This is a genomic window from Haloimpatiens lingqiaonensis (assembly GCF_901447495.1).
Lineage (GTDB): Bacteria > Bacillota > Clostridia > Clostridiales > Clostridiaceae > Haloimpatiens > Haloimpatiens lingqiaonensis.
The window spans coordinates 1-20,863 of the sequence record NZ_CABDWS010000057.1; the positions used below are offsets into that span (position 1 = coordinate 1).

16 protein-coding genes are annotated in these 20,863 nt (G+C 29.2%); 15 read left to right on the forward strand and 1 reads right to left on the reverse strand.

What is annotated here, in order from left to right:
- The 14 genes from FGK85_RS11025 to FGK85_RS11090 all read left to right on the forward strand — a co-directional run.
- On the forward strand, nt 1-1,025 hold a 1,025-nt coding region (locus FGK85_RS11025), incomplete at its 5' end, for an O-antigen ligase family protein (protein WP_138206585.1).
- Between the two features lie 18 nt (nt 1,026-1,043).
- Nucleotides 1,044-2,078, forward strand: coding sequence for a glycosyltransferase family 2 protein (locus FGK85_RS11030; protein WP_138206587.1), 1,035 nt, complete (start codon nt 1,044-1,046; stop codon nt 2,076-2,078).
- Nucleotides 2,079-2,211: 133 nt separating this feature from the next.
- Nucleotides 2,212-3,456 (forward strand): O-antigen ligase family protein, encoded by a 1,245-nt coding sequence (locus FGK85_RS11035; RefSeq protein ID WP_138206589.1) that lies wholly within the window; start codon nt 2,212-2,214, stop codon nt 3,454-3,456.
- A gap of 162 nt (nt 3,457-3,618) precedes the next feature.
- Nucleotides 3,619-4,293 (forward strand): sugar transferase, encoded by a 675-nt coding sequence (locus FGK85_RS11040; RefSeq protein ID WP_138206592.1) that lies wholly within the window; start codon nt 3,619-3,621, stop codon nt 4,291-4,293.
- Between the two features lie 83 nt (nt 4,294-4,376).
- Nucleotides 4,377-5,105, forward strand: a complete 729-nt coding sequence (locus FGK85_RS11045) for a WecB/TagA/CpsF family glycosyltransferase (protein ID WP_138206594.1) — start codon at nt 4,377-4,379, stop codon at nt 5,103-5,105.
- Nucleotides 5,106-5,163: 58 nt separating this feature from the next.
- Nucleotides 5,164-6,312, forward strand: coding sequence for a glycosyltransferase family 4 protein (locus FGK85_RS11050; RefSeq protein ID WP_138206596.1), 1,149 nt, complete (start codon nt 5,164-5,166; stop codon nt 6,310-6,312).
- 17 nt (nt 6,313-6,329) lie between these two features.
- A complete protein-coding gene (murJ, locus tag FGK85_RS11055) occupies nt 6,330-7,880 on the forward strand; it encodes a murein biosynthesis integral membrane protein MurJ (RefSeq protein WP_138206598.1) in 1,551 nt (516 codons plus the stop codon).
- Between the two features lie 363 nt (nt 7,881-8,243).
- Entirely contained in the window at nt 8,244-9,686 is a 1,443-nt protein-coding gene (locus tag FGK85_RS11060) for an oligosaccharide flippase family protein (RefSeq protein ID WP_138206600.1), read from the forward strand.
- A gap of 168 nt (nt 9,687-9,854) precedes the next feature.
- The gene (locus FGK85_RS11065; RefSeq protein ID WP_171011401.1) at nt 9,855-10,721 is read left to right on the forward strand and encodes a DMT family transporter; all 867 of its coding nucleotides are present in this window, start codon (nt 9,855-9,857) and stop codon (nt 10,719-10,721) included.
- A 510-nt stretch (nt 10,722-11,231) separates the two neighbouring features.
- The gene (hutH, locus tag FGK85_RS11070) at nt 11,232-12,755 is read left to right on the forward strand and encodes a histidine ammonia-lyase (RefSeq protein ID WP_138206604.1); all 1,524 of its coding nucleotides are present in this window, start codon (nt 11,232-11,234) and stop codon (nt 12,753-12,755) included.
- A gap of 49 nt (nt 12,756-12,804) precedes the next feature.
- Complete coding sequence (gene ftcD, locus FGK85_RS11075) at nt 12,805-13,701, forward strand: glutamate formimidoyltransferase (RefSeq protein WP_138206606.1); 897 nt, start codon at nt 12,805-12,807, stop codon at nt 13,699-13,701.
- A gap of 482 nt (nt 13,702-14,183) precedes the next feature.
- Complete coding sequence (gene hutI, locus FGK85_RS11080) at nt 14,184-15,446, forward strand: imidazolonepropionase (protein ID WP_138206608.1); 1,263 nt, start codon at nt 14,184-14,186, stop codon at nt 15,444-15,446.
- 25 nt (nt 15,447-15,471) lie between these two features.
- Nucleotides 15,472-16,101, forward strand: coding sequence for a cyclodeaminase/cyclohydrolase family protein (locus FGK85_RS11085; protein WP_138206610.1), 630 nt, complete (start codon nt 15,472-15,474; stop codon nt 16,099-16,101).
- A gap of 17 nt (nt 16,102-16,118) precedes the next feature.
- On the forward strand, nt 16,119-17,279 hold the full coding sequence (locus FGK85_RS11090; protein ID WP_138206612.1) for a CD0519/CD1768 family membrane protein: 1,161 nt from the start codon (nt 16,119-16,121) through the stop codon (nt 17,277-17,279).
- Between the two features lie 270 nt (nt 17,280-17,549).
- Here FGK85_RS11090 and pdaA read toward each other — a convergent pair whose 3' ends face one another.
- Nucleotides 17,550-18,569, reverse strand: coding sequence for a delta-lactam-biosynthetic de-N-acetylase (gene pdaA / locus FGK85_RS11095; protein WP_138206614.1), 1,020 nt, complete (start codon nt 18,567-18,569; stop codon nt 17,550-17,552).
- A gap of 279 nt (nt 18,570-18,848) precedes the next feature.
- Here pdaA and FGK85_RS11100 point away from each other — a divergent pair, with 279 nt between their 5' ends.
- The gene (locus FGK85_RS11100) at nt 18,849-20,606 is read left to right on the forward strand and encodes an Eco57I restriction-modification methylase domain-containing protein (protein WP_138206616.1); all 1,758 of its coding nucleotides are present in this window, start codon (nt 18,849-18,851) and stop codon (nt 20,604-20,606) included.
- Nucleotides 20,607-20,863 lie beyond the last annotated feature (257 nt).

Genomic DNA, 20,863 nt, shown 5'->3' on the forward strand with positions numbered 1-20,863 from the left:
TATTTGTATATAATGCAAATACATATTCTGTTTATTTTTTTAAGAGTATGGCAGATACATATATAGGAGTTATAGTACCTATAATGTTTATGCTAGTTTCTGTAAGTATATTTAATAAAAATGATATAAAAAAGATAATTCTTTCATTAATATTTAGTGTGGATTTAAGTTGCCTATACGGATTTATTCAGATATTTAAAGATGGTATATCTATTAGTAATATAAATAAAAATAGAGCGTTTTTAACTTTTGGTTATCATAATGTAAATATTTTTGCTGGTATTTTAGTAACTGTGATTCCATTTACATTGGAATATATATTGTATAAAAAAAATAACAAATCAGAAAAAATATTTTTATACAGTTCATTTATTATAGAAATGTTTGCATTATTAGTTACTTTTACAAGAGGAGCTTGGTTAACAGCAATAATAGCAGTATTTTTGATATTAATTAGTAAAAAGTATAAGAAATTTCTAATTGCTATGGTTGTTTTAGGAGCTATTTTATTTAAGCCTACAATGAGTTTTATACTAACTAGAGGTAATACTTTAATTAGCTTTTTTCAAAATGAATCTGCTATTGCAAGGATACAATCCATATATACAGATATAAGAATTATTAAGGATTATCCCTTTGGTGTTGGCATGAGTAGTTTCCCAGAATTCTATAAAGAATTTGCAGTTAGAGGATATTTAATGATGCCAGAGGAATTTAGATGGAAAATTACCGCAGCACATTATATGCTTGAACATGCTCATAATTTAATACTCCAAATTGGAGTTGAATTTGGAATAGTGGCTTTAGCTATTTTTATTTTAATTATTATTAATAGGATAAAGGCAACTATTAGTAAATATGAAGAAAATAGAATGTTTTTTGTATCTTTTATTGTTTACATAGTTTTTTCTACATTAACAGGAAATGAATTTAATCATAAGGGTGTAATAACAGGTACTTTGATAATATTCTTAATAATGGCATTGATACAAGTGAATAACTTTGAAGCATGCCATAAAGCTTAAATAGAGGTGATAAATATTATGAATGAATGCAAAGTTGAAACTGTATCAGTTGTAATTCCTTGTAAAAATGAAAGTGAATATATAGAAGAGTGTTTACAGTCTTTTATTAATCAAAGTTATTCTAAGGAATTATATGAAGTTTTAGTTTGTGATGGGATGTCAACAGATGGGACACCAAAAATAGTTAAAGAATATGAAAAAAAATATAAGAATGTTCGATTGATTGAAAATTATGGAATTACTGCACCTAAAGGTATGAATATAGGTATAAAAAATAGTAAGGCTCATGTGGTAATTATATTTGGAGCTCATGCTTATGCGGATAGAGATTTTATTAAAAATAACATAGAACTTTTGAATAAAAATAAAGATGTAGGTTGCGCAGGTGGACCTATAGAGACAATAAACTTTTCTCATAAAGGAAGAGGCATAGCTCTTGCTATGAGTTCACCTTTTGGTGTTGGAAATGCACTGTTTAGATATGCAAAGGAAGAAATGTATGTAGATACAGTAGCTTTTGGTGCTTATAAAAGAAGCGTTTTGGATAAAATAGGTTACTTTGATGATGAGTTGGTTAGAAATCAGGATGATGAAATTAATTATAGAGTTATAAAAAACGGATATAAAATATTACTTTCCCCTAGGGTAAAATCGTATTACTATAGCAGAGATTCGTTAAAAAAGCTATGGAGACAATACTTTCAATATGGATTTTGGAAAGTAAAGGTAATGCAAAAACATGGTAAAACGGCATCTATAAGACACTTAGTTCCCATGAGTTTTGTTTTGACTAATATTTTAGGAATTTTATTTGGTTTTTTCTTTAGATCAATACGTATCCTTTGGCTTATTGAAGTAGTGGCATATATACTATTTGACATAATTTTCTCTATAAAAGTAACTAAAAAAGAAACTAAAACATTGAAATATGTTCCAATAATTTTTCCAATATTACACATAAGTTACGGTTTGGGATTCTTAGAAGGATTAAATGCTTTTTATATTTTTAAATCTAAAAATTCAATGGAGAAAAATAAAGAATTATCTAGGTAAGGTAAAAACTGGGGTTTCATATAATTATCAAAAATTAGTAGATATATATCTTTTTTTAAACATAAGCATGTAATGAGGATTACATGCTTAGTTAGTAATGGAAATAGTATATTAATATGAAATGAGGGATAATATGAAGAAAAGTTCAAACATACTTTTTTATCTTATATGTATGTACATTTTTGTACTTTCCATATTTCCAAGTAAATTTAATTTTAAGGGAATACCATTTAATGGAGATATAATTTTAGCAATAATCATTTTAGTATATTTTATAAAGATATTCATAAGTAAAAATACTATGCAGAGATTTATAAACGGAATAAGGGATTTTTTTACAAAATGGAACTCTTTATTTATGCTTTTGTGGATAGGCATGATGTTCATATCTATAATTTATGCCACAGACAAAAGGTTGGCTTTGCAGGAAAGTGCAAGAATTAGTACCTATGCAGTACTAGTTTTCATAATAAAATATGAAATTACTAAGAAGAAATATTTAGATGGTATTATTTATTCTACAACTATAACTTGTATTATAGTGGGGTTGGTAGGTATATACCAATATTTTCAGGGACTAGGATTAAAACATGTGGGAAAATATGATGTGGTTCAGAGAATTACATCAACAATAGAAAATTCAAATAATTTAGGGGCTTATTTTGTTTTAATTATTTTTCCATTTATACTTTTAGCTATAAAAGAAAAAAATAAGATTAAAAAAATTTTTTTTATGTTAACAGTAATAATATCATTATTAAATATAATTTTATCTTTTTCAAGAAATGCTTGGTTAGCACTTATAATAGGGTATATAACTTTAATTTTTGTATATAACTTTAAGCTAATATATGGAGCTATATTAGGTAGTGGAGTCGCTTTATGTATACCTACTATAAGTCATAGATTAAAAGAAATTGGAGATTTATCTCAAAATTTATCGAGAATAAGTTTGTGGGAAATAGCTATAAAAATGATAAAGGATAAACCTTTATTGGGAGTAGGAAATGGAAATTACAGAACATTATATATTGAATATTATAAAAAAATAAAGCGTATAGGAGATTATAAGGCTCATGAAAAGTTTCATCCTCACAATGCATATTTAAAAGCCCAATGTGAACTAGGTATAATAGGCTCCGTATCTTTAATAGGCTTTTTAGTAACTTCCTTTTTAAAGGTAAATAAATTTTCTAATAAAATAAATGATAATTTTTATAAGTACTTTTATAAAGGATTTACTGCATCTGTGGTAGCTTTTATGTTTATGAATGTTATAGATAATTTTTTCTCAGCACCAAAAGTAGTTGCGTTTTTCTTTATATTTTTAGCAGTTTGTCATTCATACGAATATAATTTGGAAGAGAAAAATATATAATATAGCTGCAGTCATTTCTTTTAAGGAAGACTGTGGCTATTTTAAATGAATATATGTTTATTCCAATGAATTTATGATAAAATAACTATGATAAATTAGTGACTATATTATAAATTATAATAGTTTAAGTTACACAGGATATTGCGGAAAGGATGTATTTTGATGGACAAGGAAAATAACAAGGAGAGTAAATATGAAAAAATAATTATAAATAGAGATAAATTGCGTAGAAAAAAAGCGCAGTTTGTCCTTAAGAGGCTGATGGATTTTATACTATCTTTAATAGGTATAATAATATTGCTGCCAGTTTATATAGCTCTATATATAGCTATAAAGTTGGATTCAAAGGGACCTGCTCTTTTTAAGCAAGTTAGAGTAGGTAAGGATAATAAGGATTTTGTGATTTACAAATTTAGAACTATGGTAGTAAATGCAGAAAAGAAAAGGGAACTAGAAATAGATCCTTCTGATATTGAAAATTTTGTTTTTCAAAGTAAAAGTGATAGTAGAATAACAAAAGTAGGTGCTTTCTTAAGAAAAACAAGCTTAGATGAGCTTCCACAACTTTTTAATGTGTTAATTGGTAATATGAGCTTAGTTGGACCAAGACCTGAAATACCTGATGTGGTAAAATATTATCCAGAAGAGTATACTCAAAGACTTTTAGTTACACCTGGAATAACAGGACTTGCTCAGGTTAGTGGAAGAGGAGAAATAGAATTAGGGAAGACTATTTATTATGATTTGAAATATATAGAAAATTTCTCTATTGGATTTGATATAAAGATATTATTTAGAACAGTGTTTTCGGTGTCTAAAGGGGAAGGAGCGCTTTAATTAGTGGGCTAGAGTGCTATTTTAGTGTGTTAGAGGGCCAGGGGGCTAGAGTGCTAGTTAAATAAAAGAAGGAGAGAGATTTTATGGCTTCACGTATATTAAAATTTGATGTTTATGATAAGAGTAAAAAAGATTTAATAAATGAAATAGACAAATATAACAAAGTGCATATAATTTCAGGAAATCCGGAAGTTTTAACTAATGGACTTAATAATGAAAAGCTATTTAAAAATTTTACTTCAGAAAATTCTATAATAATTCCAGATGGTATAGGAACTATAGTATCATCTAAAATAGTAGGGCAGCCGGTGGAAGAAAAGATAGCTGGGATTGAACTTATGGATGAACTTCTTAAAAAGTATGAAAAAGAGGGTAAATCTGTATATCTTTTAGGGGCTGTGCAAAGTACATTGGAAGAATGTATACTAAAGATAAAAAATAAATATCCTAAAATTAATATAGCAGGTTCGCACAATGGATTCTTTAAATTAAATGATTGTATGGACATTGTTGAAGATATAAAAAATAGTGGTGCTCATGCTTTATTTGTAGCCATGGGTTGTCCAAGACAAGAAATATTTATATCAGATAATATGGATAAGCTACCTTGTAAGGTTTATATGGGTGTTGGAGGAAGCTTTGATGTATTTGCAGGGAAGGTTCAAAGGGCTCCTAAATGGATGATAAATATGGGATTAGAGTGGCTTTACAGGGTTTCAAAAGAACCTTATAGAATAAAAAGATTAGGGGTTATACCTAAGTTTATTATTAAAGTTATTAAAGAAAAGAATAGCATAAAGAATAGTATATAGTGTAATTAGATTCAGATGGAGTGCATTCTGTCTGAATTAAATTTTATTTTATTGGGTGGTGATTATTATAAAGGTACTTCAAATAATATCAGCAAATGATATAGGTGGCGGTGCGGCCCATGTTTTAAATTTATGTTATCATTCAAAGCATTTGTTTTCCAATGTTTTGGGATGCATTGGAGAAGGAACATTGCCTGATAAGGCAAAAAAAATGGATATAGAAACTGTTAGATTTAGTAGCAAGTGTTTTATAAATGGAGAAATTCAAAGATATGTAGAGGAAAATAGTATAGATGTTATAAATTTTCATGGGGCAAAAGCATTTTTTACCCATTACTTTATAAATAAAAAAATAAAAGTTCCTACAGTGGCTACTGTACATAGTGATTATAAAAAGGATTTTTTAAATAGTAAAATAAAATATTACCTGTTTACTCCTTTAAGTATAAAGGGAATAAGGAGCTTTAAAAATCATATATGTGTATCTAAGTATATACAAGATATACTTGTACAGGATAAAATAAATAGTAAAAAATTTATAGTAAATAATGGGATTGATTTAGACAAATATAAAAATATTAAAATAGACAATATTGAAACAAATAATAGATTAAGTAATTACGAAATAAATAGGAATGAATCAAGAAAAAAACTTAATATTAATGAAGAGGATTTTGTGTATATAAATATTGCTAGAATGCATCCAGTAAAAAATCATATAGGATTAGTGGAGGCTTTTGAAAAAATTTCTAAGGATAATGAAAATGCTAAATTATTATTATTGGGAGATGGAGTAGAAGAGGAAAAAATAAGAAAAATAGTGAAAGAACTAGACTTGAAAGAAAAAGTTATATTTTTAGGTTTTCAAGAAAATGTAGATAAATATATAAATATAGCCCATGTAAGTATATTGACTTCTTTTAGTGAGGGTGGAGCTCCACCTTTGGTAATATTAGAAAGTGGTATTAATAAAGTGCCAGTTATTGCATCTAATGTATGTGATATACCGGATTGTATAAACGAAAATAATGGATTTTTAGTAAATCCTAATTCTAATGAAGATATATATTTAAAAATGAAGAAAGCTTATGAAAATAGAGAAAGATTACAGGTTTTAGGAAAAAACTTATATAAAGATATTTGTAATAAGTATTCAATGGAGAACTTTTGTAGAAGTTATTATGAGTGTTACAAAAGTTTAATTTAGTATTTGGGGTGTACCTTATGAAAAATAATAAAGTTATTAAAAGTTCATTTTTAGTTATGATATTTATAATACTTGGAAAGATCTTTGCCTTAGTGCGAGATTCATTAATAGCGGCAAAATTCGGAGCTACATATATTACTGATATATATAATTTTGCACTAGGAATGGTGTATCTTTTAACCACTATTAGTTACGGATTGACTACTACGTTCATACCAATTCATACAGAACTTTTAGAGAATAAGGATAAAAATAAAAGAAATAATTTTGTCAATAATGTACTAAATGTATTTACCATAGGAACGATAATTTTAACTATTTTAATGATATTCTTTTCCAAGGAAATAATTTATGTATTTGGTCATGGATTTAAAAACGATGCAGCAGTGTTCAATACTTCAGTAAAGATAACTAGGATAATGTTATTATCTTTAATTTTTATTAGCCTGCAAAGTGTTGTAACAGGAGTTTTACAGGCTCACAAGGAGTTTTATGAACCTTCAGCTATGGCTTTGGTTTCTAATATAGTTTATATTTTATATTTAGTATTTTTTACTGCTCGTTATGGAATAATAGGATTTGCTGTAGCTACAGTGGTGGCTTTTTTTATGCAGTTTTTAATTAATATACCTAAATATAAAAAACTGGGTTATAAATATAGTATTTATATGGAGTTAAAAGATAATAGAATGAAGCAAATGTTTAGACTTTCTATTCCAGTTATAATAAGTACTTCTGTTATTCAACTTAATGCCTTTGTAAACAGGGCTTTTGCTACGAATATATATTATGGAGCAGTTACTGTATTGGACTGCGCTAATAAAATAAATACATTAGCCTATGAGGTATTTGCCATAGGTATAGCAATGATAGTGTATCCTATACTTTCAGAATTAGCTGTTAAAGGGGATATGAATGGATACAAAAGATCTCTACAACGTTCCATTAATATTATACTTCTAATAATGGTTCCAGCAGCTGTAGGCATAGCACTGCTTAGAGAGCCGCTTATAAATGTAATTTTTAAAAGAGGGGCCTTTACGGAAGAGGCCGCTAAATTAACATCACAAGCATTGCTTTTGTACACACCAGCTATGATAGCTTATGGTGTTAGAGACATATTAAATAAAGCCTTTTATTCTGTAAAAGACACCAAAACTCCTATGATAAACAGTTTTATAGGAATAGGTATAAATGTAATTATTAATATTGTACTAATAAAGTATATGGGAGTTAGTGCCTTAACATTGGCTACAACCATATCATCAATTATAATTACTATACTTATGTTTAATAAATTAAGCAAAAAACTAGAAGGTATAAATACAAAAGATATAGTAGTGGTATTTTTTAAAATAGTATTTGCCTCTTTAATAATGGCAGTGGTAATTATTATGGTTAATAAGTTCTTTATAAGTAAACTTTTTTACGGGTTTAAAAGAGATGTGCTATCCATACTAATATCCACATTATTAGGGGGTATAGCATATGCAATAAGCATATTTATATTAAAAGTAGATGAGATAAATGATGTATTAGATAAATTTATTAGCAAAGCAAAAAAGTAAATCTAAATTTGAATAATAAAGTATAAGCCACACATACTAAAATTATATTAAAGAAATAGGACAAAATAAAAGTCATTATCAAAAGAAAGATGTAAGAGAATATGTATTTACTAACTTATGGAATCAACCATATACAGAAAATAAATAGTGATTTTTAAAAATAAACACGACAATGCTTTATTTTAAAGTGTATGTTGTGTTTTTTGTATTTAATATTTAAAAATCATTTGTAAAGTTTTATATAGTTAATATATTGTAAAAAATATATAAATATTGGACTTTAGGACTAAATATATGTATAATTTGTATGATATAATCAAAAGATAGTATTTTATAATTATAATTTAGATTTGGAGGAACCTTATGGAGACAGGTAGTGAAAAAGAAGTAATTAATAGTTTTTTAAAAAAATTTGCGGGATTTTCCATTGGACCAATAGTTTCTGCTATATTGGGTTTTATTACAGTTCCGGTTACTAGTTATTTGGTATCACCAGATGACTTTGGTAAATCTGCAATGTATACTATGGGATATTCTATAAGTTCACTTTTTATATTTTTAGGATTAGATCAATCCTTTGTAAGAGAATATAATGAGCAGGAGGATAAAAGTAATTTATTTTGGAATTCTTTAATAGTTCCATTGATTTTTTCTTTTATACTTGGAGTAATATATATAATTTTTTATAAACCTGTATCTATTTTGATGTTTGATTCAGTAGAAAAATATACAATAAGTATTCTTGCATTTTCTCTTCCTTTTGCTGTAATTGATAGGTTTAATCTTTTAACGCTGAGAATGGAGGAGAAGGCTAAGATATATTCTTTATTTAATATATTGAATAGATTATTAGTATTATTTATAATGATTCCCTATTTATTATTTATCGATAAAAGTTTTAAAGGAATTATAAATTCAAATTTTATAGGTTTGGTAATTTTATGTATATTTGAAACATATTTTGTAAGGGATTTTTGGAAAAAGAGGTTTAGCATAAACAAAAGTCTTATAAGAAAATTGTTTCAATTTGGATTACCATTAGTACCAGCAACTATAATAAGTTGGTTCTTTAGTTCAATGGATAGAATAGCATTAAGACAATGGTCAACATTTACTGAAATAGGCTTATATTCAGCAGCTTTTAAAATTGTTATGGTTCTTGGTATAATACAACAAGCATTTTGTACATTTTGGACACCTACTGCATTTAGATGGTATAAAGAGAAAGTTAATAATGAAAAATATATGAAAGTTAGCGATATGCTTATGAGTATCATGGTAGTAATATTTGCTTTCATTGTATTGTTTAAAGATATAATTATAAAAATACTTTCGCCTAAATATGCTAATGCAAATGTTATAGTTCCTTTTTTATTGTTTTTACCTATAATGTACACTGTGTCTGAAACTACAACTTTGGGAATATCTTTTTCCAGAAAAACTTCATATAATATTATAATATCATTGGTATCAGCAGTTACAAATTATATTGGTAATTTTTTATTAGTTCCTAAATTAGGAGCTATGGGAGCTTCTATATCAACAGGTATTGCATATTTAGTTTTCTTTTGGATGAGGACATTAATTTCTAGGAGATTGTGGTTTAAGTTTGATTTGAGTTTTTATACTATTAACTCAATTATGATGGTAATATTAGCTACGGCAAGTATTGTATTAAATAGTATAATAATAAATATTTTAATTGTTGCATTAATATTATTTATAAATAGAAAATATATATTAGATATTTGGGAATATGTAAAGTCGTTTTTTAGTAGCACTAAATTTGCTAGAAATAGAAGTTAATTAAAAAGTAAACTCTTAACAGACTATGACGTTATAGTAAAAGTTTTGAGTTTACTTTTTATTTATAAAGATTATTTTGAAAACAATTACATGTATTTTGAGGACATATTTTCCAAAACATGATACAATTGTTGGTGGAATAAATAATTTTAGGAAATGGGTGGAATTATGTTTAAAAATGAAAAATTTAAGGGGATTCTTTATCTTGTAATATCTTCGTCGGCTTTTGGAGTAATGCCTATAATTACAAAGTTTGTTTATGCTCAAGGGGTGAGTACTTATAGCCTTCTTTTTTATAGGTTTTTGTTTGCGGGTATAATATTATCTATTTATACTATTTTTAAAAGAGTAAGTTTAAAGGTGAGCTTAAAGGGATTTTTAATTATAAGTATTGTATCCATACTGGGTTATGCACTTACAGCAGTTACTTTATTTTCATCTTACAAATACATATCTGTTGGACTAGCTACTATGATATTGTATACATATCCTGCTATAGTCACCATACTAGATTCTATTATATATAAGAATAAGATGGATAGAAAAAAGTTAATATCTTTAATAATGTGCTTTATAGGTTTGTGTTTTTTGGTGTTCAACAAATCCGCCAATTTAAATGTAACAGGTATAATTTTAGCATTTTTATCAGCCATATTTTTCTCTATATATGTGATAGGAGTATCTCATAAGTACGTTAAAGATATAAATAATTATGTAATGACAGAGTATATTTCTTTTATTGCTGGATTGTTTATTTTCTTAATAGGATTTTCTTATGGAGATATAAATTTGAAAATAAATTTTGTTAGTTTTGTGTATATAGTAGCTCTTTCTCTTATATCTACAGTAATAGCCCTTATAACATTTATAAATGGTGTAAAAATAGTAGGACCATCAAAGGCTGCCATATTGAGTACATTAGAGCCTATAGTTAGTTTAATACTAGGAGTACTTATATTAAATGAGAGCTTTACATTTAATACTGCTTTAGGAAGTTTATTTGTAGTAATAGGTGTTATTATTTTATCAAAATAAATACCAATGTTTCGGAAAATATCAATATATTCAATAATGAATATTATTATGATTAAACCACAAAAGGGTAGAATGAGGTGGAATTATGAAATTTCTCCTCCATGACTTGCATAAGAGCTCGAAACAATAAATTTAATTTAAGAAATTCTAATCCTTTAGCCAGATAAAATTATCTAACGCTTACATTTAGCGTCCTGCCTCAGGTTCGCTAGCCTGGCGTCCTTGCCAGGCTTACGATAATTTTATCTGTCTAAAAGAAGAATTTCTAAAATTAAATTTAAATAGTTCCTTTGCTTCTTATGCAAGTCATTACAGAGAAATTTCATAATTCAAGTGAATTAATACTTTTACGGGATAGTTTAGGGAAGTCGTAATTAATTTCATCAAATTAAAGCGATAGTACATTGAATAAATTCAGAATATTAAGACGAGCATAAATAGAGGTTTAAGAGAAAAAATATAGAATAGTATTAATAATTTGAAAAATATATATACTGGGGGTAAGGGAACATGGAAAATATAATAATAAACGGCAATAATTTAACTTTGGAAGAAGTTATAAAAGTATCTAGAAAGAATTATAAAATACAATTAGAGGAAGAGGCAAAAGGAAAGATATTAGACTCAAGAAAAATAATCGATGACATTGTGGAAAAGGAAAAAGTTGTATATGGTGTTACTACTGGTTTTGGAAAGTTTTCAGAAGTTAGTATAACTCAAGATGATTGTAAGACACTTCAAAGAAATTTAATTATATCTCATGCTTGTGGCTTTGGACCAAATTTTTCAAAAGAAGTAGTAAGGGCTATAATGCTTTTGAGAATAAATGCTTTAGCTAAGGGATATTCAGGCATAAGATTAGAAACATTAAATACACTTATTGAAATGCTTAATAAGGGAGTACATCCTGTAATTCCAGAGAAAGGTTCACTAGGAGCTTCTGGAGACTTAGCACCACTTGCACATATGGTTTTACCAATGCTAGGTGAAGGAGAAGCTGAGTATAATGGAGAAATACTTCCAGGAAAAGTAGCTATGGAAAAAGCAGGTATAGCTACTGTGGATTTGGTGGCAAAAGAAGGACTTGCTCTTATTAATGGTACTCCAGTAATGACTGGTGTGGGAGCTATATCATTATATGATGCTGTAAGTCTTTTAAAGACAGCAGATATAGCATGTGCATTATCAGCAGAAGCTTTAAGAGGTATAAAGGATGCTTATGATTTAAGACTACATGTAGTAAGACCACATGCAGGTCAAATTAATACTGCAAAAAATCTTTTGAACTTAACAGAAGGAAGTACTTTTGTAACAAGACAGGGAGAAGTAAGGGTTCAAGATGCTTATACTTTAAGATGTGCACCACAAGTTCATGGAGCTAGTAAAGACGCTATAAATTATGTAAAAGAAAGAGTAGAAATAGAAATAAATTCTGTTACAGATAACCCTATAGTTACAAGAGAAGGGGATGTAATATCAGGCGGAAATTTCCATGGACAGCCTATGGCATTGAGTTTTGATTTCTTAGGTATAGCAGTATCAGAACTAGCTAATATATCAGAAAGAAGACTTGAAAGACTTATAAATTATCAACTAAATGATTTACCACCATTCCTTGTAAAACACGGCGGATTAAACTCAGGATTTATGATAACTCAATATGCTGCAGCAGCTCTTGTTTCAGAAAACAAAGTATTAGCTCATCCAGCATCAGTAGATTCAATTCCATCTTCTGCAAACCAAGAAGATCATGTAAGTATGGGAACTATAGCTGCAAGAAAAAGTGGAGAAATATTAAAACATGCTCAAAGGGTACTTGCTACAGAAATTTTAGCAGCTTGCCAAGCTATAGATTTTAGAGAAGGATTTACTTTAGGAAAAGGAACTAAAGAAGCTTATGACTGTGTAAGAAAACATATAAAATTCATTGAAAATGATATAGTTATGTACAAAGAATTAGACAAATGTACTGAATTAGTGGCAAGTGGAGAATTAGTAAAAGCTGTAGAGGAAAAGGTTGAAGTTTTGTATTAGTTTAAAGTTAGCTTTTGGCTAAAATATATAAATTATAAGGAGGATTCATATGGCTAGATTAGTTGAATGTATACCAAATTTTAGTGAGGGTAGAAATAAGGAAGTAGTAGAAAAGATAGTAGATGCTGTGAGAAAGACAGAAGGAGCAAAACTATTAGACTACTCATCAGATGCAAGCCATAATAGAAGTGTTGTAACATTTATTGGAACTCCAGAAGCAGTAGAAGAAGCTATGGTAAATATGGCTGAAAAGGTTTATGAAAACATAGACATGAGAAATCATAAGGGAGAACATCCAAGAATGGGAGCTTTAGATGTGGTACCATTTGTACCTATAACTGGAGTGACTATGGAGGAATGTATAGAAATAGCTAATCGAGTTGGAAAAACTATAGGAGAAAAATTCAATATACCTGTATACCTATATGAAAAGGCAGCTTCAAACAAAGGAAGAGAAAATTTAGCAACAGTAAGAAAAGGACAATATGAAGGCTTCTTTGAAAAAATAAAAGATGCTGATTGGAAACCAGATTACGGTCCATGTGAAGTAAATGAAAAAGGCGGTTGTGTGGCTATAGGAGCTAGAGTTCCACTTATAGCTTATAATATAAACTTGGATACAGACAATGTAGAAATAGCTGATAAAATAGCTAAAGTTATAAGACATTTAGGTGGCGGACTTAGATATGTTAAGGCACTAGGTGTTAAAATAGAAGATAGAAATATGGCCCAAGTGTCAATAAATGTAGTTGACTACCAAAAGACAGCATTATACAGAGTTTTTGAAATGGTAAAAATGGAAGCTAGAAGATATGGTGTCAATGTAATTGGCAGTGAAGTAATTGGATTAATACCAATGGGTGCTATATTCCAAACTGCAGAATACTATCTACAATTTGAGAATTTCTCAACAGAACAAGTTTTAGAAACTAGAATTTGGGAATAAGCTACCAGTTAGCAGCTAGCAGGTGAGACAGAACTGTAACCCATGATGTAGAATTATAGTAAGTTAAAATATTAAATTAATTAATCCCCAGTGGATCAGTCGTCAGTAACCTTACCGTAGGGGATTGGGGACTAGGGACTGGGGGTTTTTTTAGTGTGCTAGTGTGCCAGAGGGCCGAGATTAGTGTGCTAGTTGGCCAGTGGGCTAGAGTGCTAGGAAATAGTGGGCTAGTGTGCTAGTTTGCTAGTGTTCTAGTGGTGAGTAAAAGTGAAAAACATTTGATATTTAGTATTTAGACTTTGATATTTGAATTAGGTTTTTGAGAAATTAATTTTAAATTTTTCCAAGAGAAGCTAAGAAAAACAACCTTAACTCTCAAATCTCCACTTTCCACTATAGATTAGTTGCGATTGAAGAGTGATGACTAGTATTTAGGGAGTGTTGATTGAGGATTGGGGACTAAATAAAAGGAGGTATGTAATTTGTATACTATTATAAAAAACATAGATTCTTTGGTTACTTGTGCGGGAAGTTATAGAAAAATTAAGGATGAAATGAAGGATGCTAAGGTTATAGAAAATGGATATGTAGTTATAGAGGGAGAAAAAATATTAGAAGTAGGTAATGGTGAAGGTTATAGCAAATACTTAAAAGAACAGTGTAATGTTATAGATGGAAAGGGTAAAACAGTCACTCCAGGACTTGTAGATCCACATACTCATGTGGTTTATGCAGGATCTAGGGAAAAAGAACTTCCATTAAAACTTCAAAAGGTAAGTTATATAGAGATATTAAAAAATGGAGGAGGAATACTAAGCACTGTTAGAGCTACTAGAGAGGCAACAGTAGAAGAGCTTTATGAAGAGGCTAAAAAAAGAATGGATTTAATGTTATTACATGGTACTACCACTGTGGAAAGTAAATCAGGATATGCACTAGATTTTCATGGTGAAATAAAAATGCTTGAAGCAAATAAAAAATTAAACCAAAATCATCCTATGGATGTGGTATCTACTTACTTAGGTGCTCATGCAATTCCTCAGGAATATAAAGAAGATAGAGAAGGATATATAAAACTAATGAAGGAAGAAATAATTCCATATGTAGTGGATAATAATTTGGCTGAATTTATAGATTGTTTCTGTGAAGAGGGAGTTTATACTGTAGAAGAAGCAGAGGATATTTTAACTTATGGAAATTCTAAGGGATTAAAAATAAAAATACACGCTGATGAAGTAGAATCTATAGGAGGAGCAGAATTGGCAGGAAAAATAAAAGCTACTTCTGCAGAACATTTGGTGGCAGCTTCTGATGAGGGAATAAAGGCATTAGCTGATAATGGAGTAGTTGCAGTATTGTTACCTTGCACATCTTTCTATTTAATGCTTAAGAATTTTGCAAGAGGCAGAGAAATGATAGAAAAGGGAGTTCCAGTAGCTTTAGCAACAGACTGTAATCCAGGTACTTCTCCTACAGAATCTATGCAGCAGGTTATGACCTTTGCATGCTTTGGCATGGGAATGCTTCCAGCAGAGATAATAAATGCCATGACTATAAATGCAGCTTGTGCTATAAATAAAGAGAAGACCATAGGCAGTATAGAAGAAGGTAAGAAAGCTGACATATGCATATTTAATTCCAAAAATTTAGAGTATTTAATTTATCATTTTGGCGTAAATTCTATAGACAAGGTTATAAAAGATGGTAAAATAGTAGTTGAGGATGGAAAAATTTCATATATGTAAAAATTATTTAGGGGGAGTATAGGATATGGAGCTAAAAGATTTTATTGAGGAACTAAGCTCAAATTCGCCAGCACCAGGTGGGGGGAGTATTTCAGCACTATGTGGTAGCTTGGCTAATGGTTTAGGTAGTATGGTGTTTAATTTAACAATAGGCAAAAAAATGTTTAACAATTATGAAAAAGAGATTCAGGACACTATAATGGAATCACTGAAAAAGGTCAGCGTTCAAAAGGATGAATTTTTAAAACTTATGGACAAGGATACAGAGGCATTTATGAAGGTAATGGCAGCTTTCAAATTACCTAAGGACACAGATGAAAATAAAAAAATTAGAAATGAAAAAATACAAGAGGCATATAAAGAAGCAGTTTTGGTTCCACTAGAGGTAGCAGAGAAGGCTTTAGCTACTTATGAGCATATATTAATTGCTTGTAAATATGGTAATAAAAATGCCATTACAGATGCAGGGGTAGCATGTCTTTCAGCCAGCACTTCAGTGCAAGGAGCAATATTAAATGTAAAAATTAATTTATCTAGCATTGAAAATGATGATTACAGAAATAAAGTAAAAAATAGATGTGATGAAATACTTAAAGAAAGCCAAGCAAAAAGAGAAGAAATAATGAAAATAGTAAACGATATAGTTGAATCTTAACTGGTTGGAGGAATAGCATGGAAAATAATAAAAAATACAAAAAAGCCATAAGTTTAGAGGGAGCAATATTTTCACTTTTGTTTATTTTGTTTTTTTACTTTTTAGGAAGTAAAATGGGAGTAGTTAATATGTTTAATACTCTTATGAAAACGGCACACGATTTACTTTTAAATACAGTATTTTTTATAATGGGTATAGCAGTACTAGCTGGAGCAATTGCATCTCTTTTTTCAGAATTTGGCGTGGTATCTGTAGTTAATAAGATACTATCACCTTTAATGAAACCACTATATGATTTGCCAGGAGCTGCTACTTTAGGAATTGTAACTACTTATTTATCAGATAATCCTGCCATAATAACTTTGGCACAGGATAAGGGATTTAAAAGATATTTTAAAAAATATCAAATTCCTGCTTTAACTAATTTGGGTACAGCTTTTGGAATGGGTCTTATAGTTACTACATTTATGATAGCTCAAAAATCTCCTGTAGGAGAAAGTTTTATAGGACCAGCATTGATAGGAAATTTAGGAGCAATGGTAGGAAGTATAGTGAGTGTAAGAATAATGCTTCATTTTACTAAAAAAGAATTTGGAACAGAAGCCATGGTATTAGAAACAAAATCTGATGATGGAGTAGATCTAATAAATTATAGAGAAATAAGAGAAGGCAGTGTAGGTGGAAGATTTTTAGAAGCTATGCTTGAAGGCGGAAAATCAGGTGTTGATATGGGTATAGCAATAATACCTGGAGTTGTTATTATATGTACTCTTGTACTTATGCTTACTAAAGGACCATCTGCTGCTGGATATACTGGAGCAGCATATGAAGGAGTTCCAGTACTTCCTTGGATTGGGGACAAACTTGGTTTCATACTTAACCCACTATTAGGATTTAAAAATTCACAAGCCATAGCATTCCCAGTTACAGCTCTTGGAGCTGTAGGAGCAGCTATAGGTTTAGTACCAGAGTTTTTAAAGAATAATTTAATAGGCGGAAATGAAATAGCAGTATTTACAGCTATGGGTATGTGCTGGAGCGGATATTTAAGTACTCATGTAGCTATGATGGACAGCTTAGATTGTAGACAACTTACAGGAAAGGCTATATTAAGCCATACTGTAGGAGGACTTTGTGCTGGTATAGTGGCACACTTCCTTTATGTGATAATATTTTAAGTTAAGGTAAGAATTAAGAATAAGAATAAGAATTAAGAATTAAGAATTAAGAATTAAGAATTAAGAATTAAGAATTAAGAATTAAGAATTAAGAATTAAGAATTAAGAATTAAGAATTAAGAATTAAAAAGAAGGTTTGCGGTGCAAACCTTCTTTTTAATTCTTTTGTTATTTTACATTTGAACTTTATTATTTACACTAAATATTAGTTAGTCACTAGCATTTAGTGCTGAGTATAAGGTAATAAGTACTGTGTATTGGTAATTAATGTTATGGATTAGAAACTTGTGATTGGCTAGGAAGTTCATCTAAAGATTTAAATGTATAGCCCTTAGACTTTAAATCCTTTATTACATCACCAAGTACTTCTGTATTGGTTTTTGAAACTGCGTGAAGAAGATATACAGCACCTGGATGCACTCTTTCCATTATGGTTTTTTTAGCTAATTCATAGGAAGGCTGAGAAGCTGGCTCCCAATCTCTATAAGCAAAACTCCAGAATATAGTTTTATAACCTAAATCTTTTGTGCGTTTTAGAGAAAGTTCGCTGAATTTTCCCATTGGTGGTCTAAAATACTTAGGCATATCCTTTCCAGTTAAGTCTTTGAAGGCTTTTTCACAGCCGGAAAATTCTTTTTTAAACTTTTCATCGTCTTTTATAGATGCCATGGATGGGTGAGTGGTAGAATGATTACACACTAAGTGCCCTTCTCTTACCATCCTTTTAACCAATTCCTTATTGGAGTTTATATAAGGAGTGGTTACAAAAAAAGCAGCCTTAACGTTATTTTCTTTAAGCACATCCAGTATTTTTGCAGAATAACCATTTTCATAGCCCTCATCAAAGGTAAGATATATAATCTTTTGGGAAGTATCGCCTAAATAATAAGCAGAATATTTTTTAAGCATAGGAGCACCTTCCTCTATGCATCTAGGAGGAACTTCATCTTTTCTAGGCATAAAGTACCAGTTAAGTTCCTTTGAACTAAGAGTTTTAGAGGAGCCCTCAGAAGGTTTAGTTTCTTCTTTATTATTATCACTGGTAGTATTATCTTTAGGAGGAGTAGTAGTTTCAACTGATGTTTTAGATTCAGTATCTTTATTATCTTTATTTTCATCAGAAGACTTATCATTTAAATTTTCGTCACTATCTTTAGAGTCAGATAAGTTATTTTCCACCTTATTATTAGGTTGTTCCTTGTTATTATTTGAAGTTACATTTCCCTTGCATCCGCATAGGGATAAAACCAATGTAGATATTACACAAATAGAAATAAATCTCTTTTTCATATTTTAAATCACCCCTAATATATGATATACTTTTATCCGATGACTACCTGCCGTAACACTCCCACTTCTAACAAAGTGGGAGATAACGGCAGCTACGTCCATGGATAACGATCTCTAACCTTCAGTTGGAGTAAAAACTCCATCTGAAGCTAAGAGCTCTGTTTATAAGTCCATTTGAACTAAGTATACACTAAATTTATTGAACTTAAAATGTATTTATAGTATTTGATATTATACAGAAAATTATTAGCAAAGCTTTTACAAGGAGAAGGAATAGACATGGAGAATTTGGTAAAGTATGTAGATGAAATATATAAAATAATACTAATGCCTATAGATATATTATATAAGAAACAGGCAGTAGATTACTATAGAAAAAAGTTAAATTTAGGTGAAAAAGAAAATTTTGGAGATGCTTATATTAAAGAATTAAATAAAAAGAAAATTAGTGGAGTTGTTTATACACCTAGAGAAATAGCTCAATTTATAATAGAAAAAACTATAGATGAAAATAATATAATAAACAATCCATTTTTAAAAATACTAGATCCTGCCTGTGGCTCTGGAAATATACTTATACCATGTTTTTTCTATTTGAAAGAAATATATAGTAGGAATTTATCTAGAATAAATGAAAAGCATAATTTGAATTTAAAAATTAATGATATAAATGAACATATTTTAAAAAATAATTTATACGGTTATGACATAGATGAAGAAGCTTTAAAAATGCTGACTATAGATTTATTTTATTTAACTAATATAACTATAAAAAATATAGAAAACAAGGATTTTTTAATGAATCCAATAGACTATAAATTTGGAATTATTATAGGGAATCCGCCCTATATAGGACAAAAGAGTATAGAAAAGAGTTATTCCAAAAAATTAAAAGAAGAGTATAGGGATATATATAAGGACAAGGGTGATATATCCTATTGTTTTTTTAAGAAAGCCTTAGACATAATAGAGGCAGAAGGTAAGGTAAGTTTTATAACTTCTAGATATTTTTTAGAATCTCCTAGTGGGGAAGAACTTAGAAAGGTTTTAAGGGAAATATGCTATATAAGAGAAATAGTGGATTTTTACGGAATAAGACCTTTTAAAAATACTGGAGTGGATCCGCTTATAATATTTTTACAAAATAAAAGGATTATGGATTATGAAATAAAGGTAATTAAACCAGTTCAAAGTGTTGGGAAAAATAAAAAAAGATTTTATAAATCTCTTTTCTGCAATGAAGATAATTTTTATAAGGAATTCTATTTAAATAAGAATTTACTAAGCAACAAGGGATGGATTTTAAGAGATAGCAATGAAAGGGAAATAATAAGCAAAATAGAGAAAAAAAGTTTTACAAATTTAAACAATATCTGCAATAGTTATCAAGGTATTATAACTGGTTGTGATAAAGCATTTGTAGTGACTAAAGAGGAGATAGAACAGGAAAATATAGAACTTAATTTAGTGAGACCTTGGATTAAAAGTAGCAACATTAAAAAATTTGAAATAAATCCTTGTGAAAGATATTTAATATATTCAGATTTTATACATAAAGAAGAAGATTATCCTAACGCCATAAATCATATAGGCGAATTTAAACATAAACTTATAAATAGAAGAGAATGCAAAAAAGGCATTAGAAACTGGTATCAGTTGCAGTGGGGGAGAGTGCCAGAAGTTTTTCAAGGTAAAAAAATAGTATTTCCCTATAAATCTAATAAAAATAGATTTTCTTTAGATATAGGTAGTTTTTTTAGTGCGGATATATATTGTTTAACCCTAAAAGAAAATGTACCATTTACTTATGAGTATTTACTATTTTTATTAAATAGTAAAGTATATGAATTTTATTTTAAGACCTTTGCTAAAAAACTCGGCGAGGATATATATGAATACTATCCAAATAATTTGATGAAACTATGCATACCTACTATGACTAAGTTTGAAACTGAAGAAGAACTATATGAATTTTTTGGATTTACTGAAGAAGAAATAAAAATAATAGAAGGATGCGAAAAATCATATGAATTATAGGACAAAGTTTTTAATGATATTTTAGTAATAAAAAAAAACGGGCTAGAAAAGCGCAGCTTTTCTAGCCCACTAGCCCACTAGCCCACTAGCCCACTAGCCCACTAGCCCACTAGCCCACTAGCCCACTAGCCCACTAGCCCACTAGCCTACTAGCACACTAGCATACTAGACTACTAGCCCACTAGCATGCGATCTTATATACAAATTATGGTAGAATAAAGCATTCTTAGAGAAGAGATTTTGTACAGTATTAAGTA

Excerpts from the sequence above, each read along its gene's own strand:
- ftcD (WP_138206606.1), top strand. The coding sequence starts at position 12,805 with ATGGCTAGATTAGTTGAATGTATACCAAATTTTAGTGAGGGTAGAAAT.
- hutH (WP_138206604.1), top strand. The coding sequence starts at position 11,232 with ATGGAAAATATAATAATAAACGGCAATAATTTAACTTTGGAAGAAGTT.
- murJ (WP_138206598.1), top strand. The coding sequence starts at position 6,330 with ATGAAAAATAATAAAGTTATTAAAAGTTCATTTTTAGTTATGATATTT.
- FGK85_RS11100 (WP_138206616.1), top strand. The coding sequence starts at position 18,849 with ATGGAGAATTTGGTAAAGTATGTAGATGAAATATATAAAATAATACTA.
- FGK85_RS11035 (WP_138206589.1), top strand. The coding sequence starts at position 2,212 with ATGAAGAAAAGTTCAAACATACTTTTTTATCTTATATGTATGTACATT.
- FGK85_RS11065 (WP_171011401.1), top strand. The coding sequence starts at position 9,855 with ATGTTTAAAAATGAAAAATTTAAGGGGATTCTTTATCTTGTAATATCT.
- FGK85_RS11045 (WP_138206594.1), top strand. The coding sequence starts at position 4,377 with ATGGCTTCACGTATATTAAAATTTGATGTTTATGATAAGAGTAAAAAA.
- FGK85_RS11085 (WP_138206610.1), top strand. The coding sequence starts at position 15,472 with ATGGAGCTAAAAGATTTTATTGAGGAACTAAGCTCAAATTCGCCAGCA.
- FGK85_RS11090 (WP_138206612.1), top strand. The coding sequence starts at position 16,119 with ATGGAAAATAATAAAAAATACAAAAAAGCCATAAGTTTAGAGGGAGCA.
- pdaA (WP_138206614.1), bottom strand. The coding sequence starts at position 18,569 with ATGAAAAAGAGATTTATTTCTATTTGTGTAATATCTACATTGGTTTTA.
- FGK85_RS11060 (WP_138206600.1), top strand. The coding sequence starts at position 8,244 with ATGGAGACAGGTAGTGAAAAAGAAGTAATTAATAGTTTTTTAAAAAAA.
- FGK85_RS11030 (WP_138206587.1), top strand. The coding sequence starts at position 1,044 with ATGAATGAATGCAAAGTTGAAACTGTATCAGTTGTAATTCCTTGTAAA.
- FGK85_RS11040 (WP_138206592.1), top strand. The coding sequence starts at position 3,619 with ATGGACAAGGAAAATAACAAGGAGAGTAAATATGAAAAAATAATTATA.